Below are 7,382 nucleotides of genomic sequence, written 5' to 3'. Positions count from 1 at the left end.
GTTTTAAGCGTTATGATCGTTTACGATTACGTGTTTTATTACATCATCAATATAAATCAATGGGATATCAGTTAGGTTAAGGAGTAGGAACTATTACTCCTACCCCAACATTTGACGTAGAACCAATAATTAAGCTTTTTGGACGTTAGAAGCTTGAGGCCCACGTGCACCTTGCTCAACGTCAAATGTTACTTTTTGACCCTCGTCTAGAGATTTAAAGCCTTCACTTTGGATAGCAGAAAAGTGTACGAACACGTCATCACCATTTTCACGTTCAATAAAGCCAAAACCTTTTTCTGCATTAAACCATTTAACTGTACCTTGTTCCATATTTGTTGCCTCCCGGTGTGCTACTGTTACGCACACAATATAATACTATCCTTGCCCAAAGTGATCATCAAGACGAAAAGTCAGTACCTATACTATCCTTTACACCGAACAAAATAATTATTTATTATTATAACAGAAATAGTTAAAATTAACAAGCCATTTGGAAATTAGCTTTTATAAAGTTGAAAGACTTCAATTTTAAGCTTCTATGATCTTAAAAGTAAAGCTGTTTCTGTTTGGTAAATTGTTTTTAGCCTGTTTCATTTCGTTTTATACCAAAGGCCTTATGCCCTGTTTGTATGGTTATTACGTATAATTGAAGCTTTCAATTATAATGAATTGTAGGATGAACAACAACGTGGTTGTTATGGTGGGACCATAGTTTAATTTCCAAAATATAACGTATTTTAGTTTCTATTGAGTGAAAATTTTGTATAATATAATTATCATTGGTTTAGGAAACGGAGGGGAAATGATTGAGGGCAACCCTGTTTAAATCCAAACTATTCATCTTACTTTGTTTCACCTTTTTTATGACCTTAACAGCATGTTCTAGTAACGAACACGGAGAAAAATCGAAAAAAACGAGTGCTGCAACACAAAGTGAAGTAAAGAAAGAAACAAAAGACAGTCATCATGATGATTCTGCGGCCGCAAACAATCATCATTCGGAAAAGTATAAGGATGAATCATCAAGTGATGCTAATCAAGATAGTTCAAACGCATACAAAAGTAAAGATGAAATGTCGATGCTAGATTTTAAATTTGATAACAATAATTGGAAATTAGGTTATAAGACTAATGCAAATGGGGTTGAAATGTATGAGTTTATTCCAAAAGATGAAAGTATTGAAGATTGGAAGCAGGTTGTCACTATTCAATTTTTTCCTATAGAAAATTTAAAAAACCCATCAATTGATAATTATATCAATCAATTTCTTCAGAAAGTTAATCAGACGGTCCGTCAACAAAATGGTAAAGTGAAGACAAATATTATTGATAAAAAAGAAAATGATGTCATGTATGAATTTATAGTTACCGATGACCCGTCGCTTGAAGATCAGCATGAGATCGGACGTGTGTTTTTGACAAATGAGGGGATGTGGCACATCCATTATGCAATTAAAAAGGCTCCAATGGGAGAAGAACAGAGAAACCAATGGATAAATCTATTAAAGCAAGTTAAAGAAAAAAAGGGTACGAAGGATGCAATATAATATTATCAAAAGACTTTTTAAACTTCCGTAACCTTTTTAGAACTTACCAGTAAAACTTTTCACTTTATTTTCATTAGTCAAGCCTGGCAGGAACTTTCCCAAAGTTATTGAACGTAAGGGAGTGGAAGGAGGACTTCAGTTGAATTTAGACAGTTTAAAAATGTTTTGCTTAGTCGTAGAAAATAAAAGTATAAGCATAGCAGCTCGAAAGTTCTTTGTTTCACAGCCGGCAGTGACAAAGCAAATAAAAGCCTTAGAAGAATATTACGGCATGCTATTATTTGAGCGATCAGGCGGGAATTTGCATATTACAGAAGCGGGAAAATTACTTTATCCTTATGCGAAGGCGATACTCGAAGATCACGAGAGGGCTAAAGAGAGGCTGGCAAATTATAAGGGAAATCAACACACCCCGATTTGCGTCGGAGCGACTTTAACAATAGGTGAATATTTACTGCCGAAATTGTTAGGCAGATTTAAGCAAAGAAATCCGGACATTAATTTAAAGCTTCAAGTCGCAAATACTCAGGATATTTTAGAAAGTTTACAGGAGCATCATATTGATCTGGCACTTGTAGAAGGGAAGGTTGATAATCCTTCACTCATGGTAGAGAAGTTTGCCGACGATGAATTGGTGTTAATTTGTTCAGAGCATCATAAATGGTCAAGGCGCAAAGAAATAAATAGCGATGAATTAACTGGGGAACCGATGATTTGGCGGGAGAACGGTTCAGGAACCCGCATGATTATAGAGAATGCTTTAAATCAAAAAGGCCTGATGGATAATATGGATATATATATGGAGATAGGCAGTACCCAAGCCATAAAAGCTGCAGTTGAGGCAGGATTAGGAATCGCAATTTTGTCAAAAATGGCTGTATTAAGGGAATTTGAGCTGAACGTCATTAAGGAAGTTAAAATAAAAGATATGAGTTTAAAACGCGAATTATGGCTGGTTTTGGCTCCTCAGAGGTTTAGGCGGCAAGGCGTAGATAAACTGCTGCGTTTTTTCAAAACAGTCCGTTTAAAATAATTAAACCATTCATACCTTATAACTTTTAGTTATAGGGTATGAATTATTTTAATTTTACGGAAAAGTCAGCCAATTATAAAATGAAAGGGAGTAAAGTAAATGTTCTAATCAAAAGAAAGAGATGATGCAAAAAGGAGGTATCGTAAACAATGTACCAAGAAGTAGAAGTTATCGGAAACAGTCCAGATGATCATAAGGTAAAGTGGGGCAAGGTTATTGATCAGGAAAAGTGCATTGGCTGTCACGCGTGTTCTACGGCCTGTAAGTCAGAAAATGCTGTTCCGCTCGGCATGAATCGTACGTTTGTGAAAGCGGTAGAAGTCGGGACGTATCCTGATGTCAATCGTTATTTCCAAGTCGACCGCTGTAATCAATGTGAAGATGCGCCATGCGTGCCGGTTTGTCCTGTTACAGCGATGTATCAGCGGGAGGATGGCATTGTTGATTTTGACCAGGATGTGTGTATTGGCTGCAAAGCCTGTATGGCCGCTTGTCCTTATGATGCCATTAATATTAATCCTGATAACCACAGCGCTGAGAAGTGTAATTTCTGTGCACATCGTATCGATCAGGGACTTGAACCGGCCTGTGTTGTTGTTTGTCCGGAAGAAGCGATTATTGTCGGTGATTTAAATGACCCGGAAAGTGAAGTGTCACAAATTATTGCCAGACAAAAAGTCGACGTCAGAAAACCGGAAAAGGCGACCTCGCCAAAAGTATTCTATGTTGGTGCGGATGAATCAACGCTGTCACCGAGCGCTGCCGAATATCAAGGGGCACATATGTGGTCGGAACAAAACGAAGGCTATCCTGTTGATGATAACCGTTCAACTGTCAAAAGTTTATCATCGACACGTGTCGCGTATGAAGTGCCGCATAAAGCGCCATGGGATTGGCGTGTGTCATTTTATACTTGGACGAAATCTATTTCGGCCGGACTATTTATGATGTATGCCTTTTTAGGTATGTTAGGTTTTTCCTTAGGATCCGTTTGGGCAACATCTATTGCAATCATTTCTGGCGTATTTTTAGGTATCACAGGTATTGTGCTAATCGCCGATTTAACGCATCCGATGCGTTTTTACCGGATATTCACAAGACCGCAGTGGAAATCATGGCTGGTTAAAGGCGCCTTTATCATTGCGGGATATGCCATCGTATTGCTTTTACTGTTTATTGCAGGTGTTGCCTCCTTGCCTGTTTTATCAAAAGTATTGTGGTGGCCGGGTATGATTTTGGCGGTGTTTACAGCCATCTATACAGCCTTTTTATTTTCAAAATCCAAAGGAAGAGATCTATGGCAAAATCCATTGCTCCCTCTTCATTTCTTTATTCAAGCGGCATTGTGCGGAGCAGCTGGTATGATCATCATGTCATTATTTCTTTCCATTCCTGAAGCCGCATTGCAAACTTGCCGGATGACTTTAATTGTTTCTGTTGCATTGCATATTGCCATTGTGATTAGTGAGGCGGTCATTCCGCATATGACAGCTGATCAAGGCAAGGCAGCACACAACATGATTAAAGGAAAATATTCTATGTACTATTGGGTAGGACTTATTGTTGGGGGAATCCTTCCGTTTCTGCTTGGTTTCGGCAATGTAACAGTGATGGGTGAAATCGCTTCGGTGCTTGTTTTAGGCGGGCTGCTTGCGTATGAACATGCTTATGTGCAAGCGGGTCAATCGGTGCCATTGACTTAATGAAAACTAAGCAGGGATATGTTTAAACATAAAGGGGAGGAATGATCAATGATGAGAACAACAAAGGAACAGAAGAAAAAGCCTTTTCAGCGTTTTGGTAAATTAAGTTCTTTTCCCCCGCCCGATCGCTGGGATGATTGGGAAGAATTTGACGCGAAAGCATGGCCGCGGCGTGAGAAAAAAAGATACAGTCTGGTACCGACGGTTTGTTTTAATTGTGAAGCGGCTTGCGGACTTCTGGCTTATATCGATAAAGATTCAGGAAATATCCGTAAAGTGGAAGGACATCCCTATCATCCGGCGAGCCGGGGACGTAATTGCGCTAAAGGTCCGGCAACGACAGCGCAAGTCAATAACCCTGACCGCATTTTATATCCGCTTCGCCGCAAAGGTGAGCGCGGGTCAGGCCAATGGGAACGCGTTGAATGGAACGATGTCCTCGATGATCTTGCCGGCCGTATCAGGAAAGCTATCCAAGAAAATCGAAAAGATGAAGTTGTCTACCATGTCGGGCGTGCCGGTGAAGATATGTATACCGAACGGGTGCTATCGGCTTGGGGCGTTGACGGTCATAACACGCATACCAATGTTTGTTCCGCCGGAGCAAGGAATGGTTACACATGGTGGATGGGACTCGACCGCCCGTCTCCGGATTATGCGAATTCACGTTTTATATTAATGATGAGCGCACACCTTGAATCAGGCCATTATTTTAATCCAAACGCTCAACGGATCATCGAAGCAAAGAAGAAAGGAACGAAGATCGGCGTGATTGACACCCGGCTCTCCAACACGGCGGCAAAAGCCGATTATTGGATGTCCCCTCGGCCGGGAACAGAAACTGCTATGCTGCTTGCAATGGCAAATTATTTAATTCAAAAGGAACTCTTTAACAAAGATTTTGTCCGGAAATGGGTCAACTGGGATGAAATCATGGATGACAAAGAGTATTTAAATTTTCTTAAAGACTCAAACTTTATTTCTAAAAAACCAAACGGCACTTCATTTGGAGATTTTGTTTTATTATTAAAAGATCTTTATAAAGATTACACGCCGGAATGGGCGGAAAAGGAAACAGGTGTCAGAGCATCAATGATCAAAGATGTTGCGAAGGAAATTGCCCGTGCCGGGGAAGCCTTTTCTTCAAATATATGGCGGAATGCGGCTGCGGGTCACCGCGGCGGCTGGATGATTACCCGCGCTTTATTTTTCTTGAATGTTCTTATGGGAGCTGTAGGGAAAACTGGAAGTACAATTCCGAACGCATGGGTCAAATTCGTACCGAAGCCTTTTAGTGAACCGCACCAAAACATCCATGCCTGGAACGAAAATCATTGGCCGAAAGAATTTCCTCTCGCAACTAATGAATTAAGCTTTTGTCTGCCGGATATTTTGAAAGATAACGGAAAAAAGATGGCTGTCTATTTTTCACGTGTATTGAATCCTGTATGGACATTTCCGAACGGATTCAGCTGGATTGAAATGTTAAGTGATCCAGCTCAAGTGGAAGTACATGCGGCATTGACGCCTGTGTGGAATGAGTCCGCTCAATATGCCGACTACGTTCTTCCTATGGGAATGGCGACAGAACGGCATGATTTGCATAGCTATGAAACCCATGCCGCACAGTGGATTGGCTTCAGACAGCCGGTAATGCGGGTAATGAAGGAAAAAGAAGGGCAGAAAGTAACGTTCACATACGAAACGAACCCTGGTGAAGTTTGGGAGGAAAATGAATTTTGGATCGAACTGTCCTGGCGAATTGACCCGGATGGTTCAATGGGGATTCGCCAGCATTTTGAATCGCCTTATCGTCCGGGTGAAAAGATTACGATCGAAGAATATTACCGTTGGATTTTTGAAAACTCTGTTCCGGGTCTCCCGGAAGCGGCGGAAAAAGAAGGGCTCACGCCAATGGCGTACATGCGCAAGTACGGATCTTTCCAAGTAACGGAAGATGTATTGCGACTGAATGAAAAACCGGTGTCTGAGGAAGTTTTGAAAAATGCCGATATTAAGTCATCTAAACAACATTATGCCAAATGGTTAAAAGAGCGATCTGAAGCGGCAAAAGAGCTGGCCGCTGCTTTGGATGAAGAAGTAGCCTTTTCAGAGTCAACCGGTGTTTGGGTGGATAAGGCACCTAAAAAAGTCAATTTCCGTCCATATCCGGGACCGTTTAAAAATGAGAAGGGGCAAGTGCGTGCAGGTGTAATGGTAGACGGTAAAGCGGTTGAAGGATTCCCGACACCGTCCGGAAAACTGGAATTCTTCTCACAGACATTGCGGGATTGGAAGTGGCCGGAATACGCGATACCGATTTATCCGCGGAACCGGGAAGAACGGAAAAAATATCCTCATATTGTCAGTCATGTTCATCCTGACAATATTGATTTTGATAATGCTGAGTTTATTTTACTGCCGACATTTAGACTTCCGACGTTGATTCATTCGAGAACGAACGGAGCAAAATGGCTGCATGAGATTTCTCATTCAAATCCGGTTTGGGTCAACCCGATTGATGCGGAGAGGCTCGGCATCCAAACAAATGACCTTTTAAAAGTAAACACTGAAATTGGCCATTTTATCGATAAGGTGTGGGTAACAGACGGTATTCGTCCAGGCGTGATTGCGTGCTCTCACCACCTTGGAAGATGGCGTTTGTTCGAAGATCATGGCAGTGATCTCTGGAATTCTTCCGTTGTTCGTTTGGAAAAGGAAGGGTCGAAATGGAAGATGATCCGCGTCCATGGTCCAAGCGGATTTAAAAGCAGTGATCCAGATTCCGAACGGATTTGGTGGAAGGAAGGCGGTGTCCATCAAAATATGATTTTCCCGGCGCATCCTGATCCAATCAGCGGGATGATGTGCTGGCATCAGAAAATAAGGGTAGAGAAAGTCGGGCCAAATGATCATTATTCGGAAATTATGGTCGATACACAGAAAGCGCATCAAGTCTATCGCGATTGGCTTAAACTCACCCGACCTGCGCCGGGTCCTAACGGTATGCGCCGCCCATATTGGATGATGCGCCCGCTTAAACCCCATCCTGATTACTTCAAGATGGATACTGAGGAGAAATAGCAGGGAGATGACAGC

General features: G+C 41.6%; 5 protein-coding genes. 4 read left to right on the top strand and 1 reads right to left on the bottom strand.

Annotation, left to right across the window (positions count from 1 at the left end):
- Positions 1–129: 129 nt before the first annotated feature.
- Positions 130–330, bottom strand: a complete 201-nt coding sequence (locus ACFQRG_RS20340) for a cold-shock protein (RefSeq protein WP_090852756.1) — start codon at positions 328–330, stop codon at positions 130–132.
- A 476-nt stretch (positions 331–806) separates the two neighbouring features.
- Between ACFQRG_RS20340 and ACFQRG_RS20335 the strand changes: the two genes are divergently transcribed.
- The 4 genes from ACFQRG_RS20335 to ACFQRG_RS20320 all read left to right on the top strand — a co-directional run bounded on the left by ACFQRG_RS20335 (position 807) and on the right by ACFQRG_RS20320 (position 7,367).
- Positions 807–1,547, top strand: coding sequence for a hypothetical protein (locus tag ACFQRG_RS20335; RefSeq protein WP_380969604.1), 741 nt, complete (start codon positions 807–809; stop codon positions 1,545–1,547).
- A gap of 139 nt (positions 1,548–1,686) precedes the next feature.
- Positions 1,687–2,580 carry a LysR family transcriptional regulator gene (locus ACFQRG_RS20330; RefSeq protein ID WP_380969603.1) on the top strand — a complete coding sequence of 298 codons (894 nt, stop codon included), beginning with the start codon at positions 1,687–1,689 and terminating at the stop codon, positions 2,578–2,580.
- A gap of 149 nt (positions 2,581–2,729) precedes the next feature.
- A complete protein-coding gene (locus ACFQRG_RS20325) occupies positions 2,730–4,283 on the top strand; it encodes a 4Fe-4S dicluster domain-containing protein (RefSeq protein WP_380969601.1) in 1,554 nt (517 codons plus the stop codon).
- 48 nt (positions 4,284–4,331) lie between these two features.
- A complete protein-coding gene (locus ACFQRG_RS20320; RefSeq protein ID WP_380969598.1) occupies positions 4,332–7,367 on the top strand; it encodes a molybdopterin-dependent oxidoreductase in 3,036 nt (1,011 codons plus the stop codon).
- Positions 7,368–7,382: the final 15 nt, after the last annotated feature.

It is taken from the genome of Scopulibacillus cellulosilyticus, assembly GCF_042665295.1.
In the GTDB taxonomy this organism is placed as follows: domain Bacteria; phylum Bacillota; class Bacilli; order Bacillales; family Sporolactobacillaceae; genus Scopulibacillus_A; species Scopulibacillus_A cellulosilyticus.
This window is presented reverse-complemented; position numbering and strand designations above follow the sequence as displayed.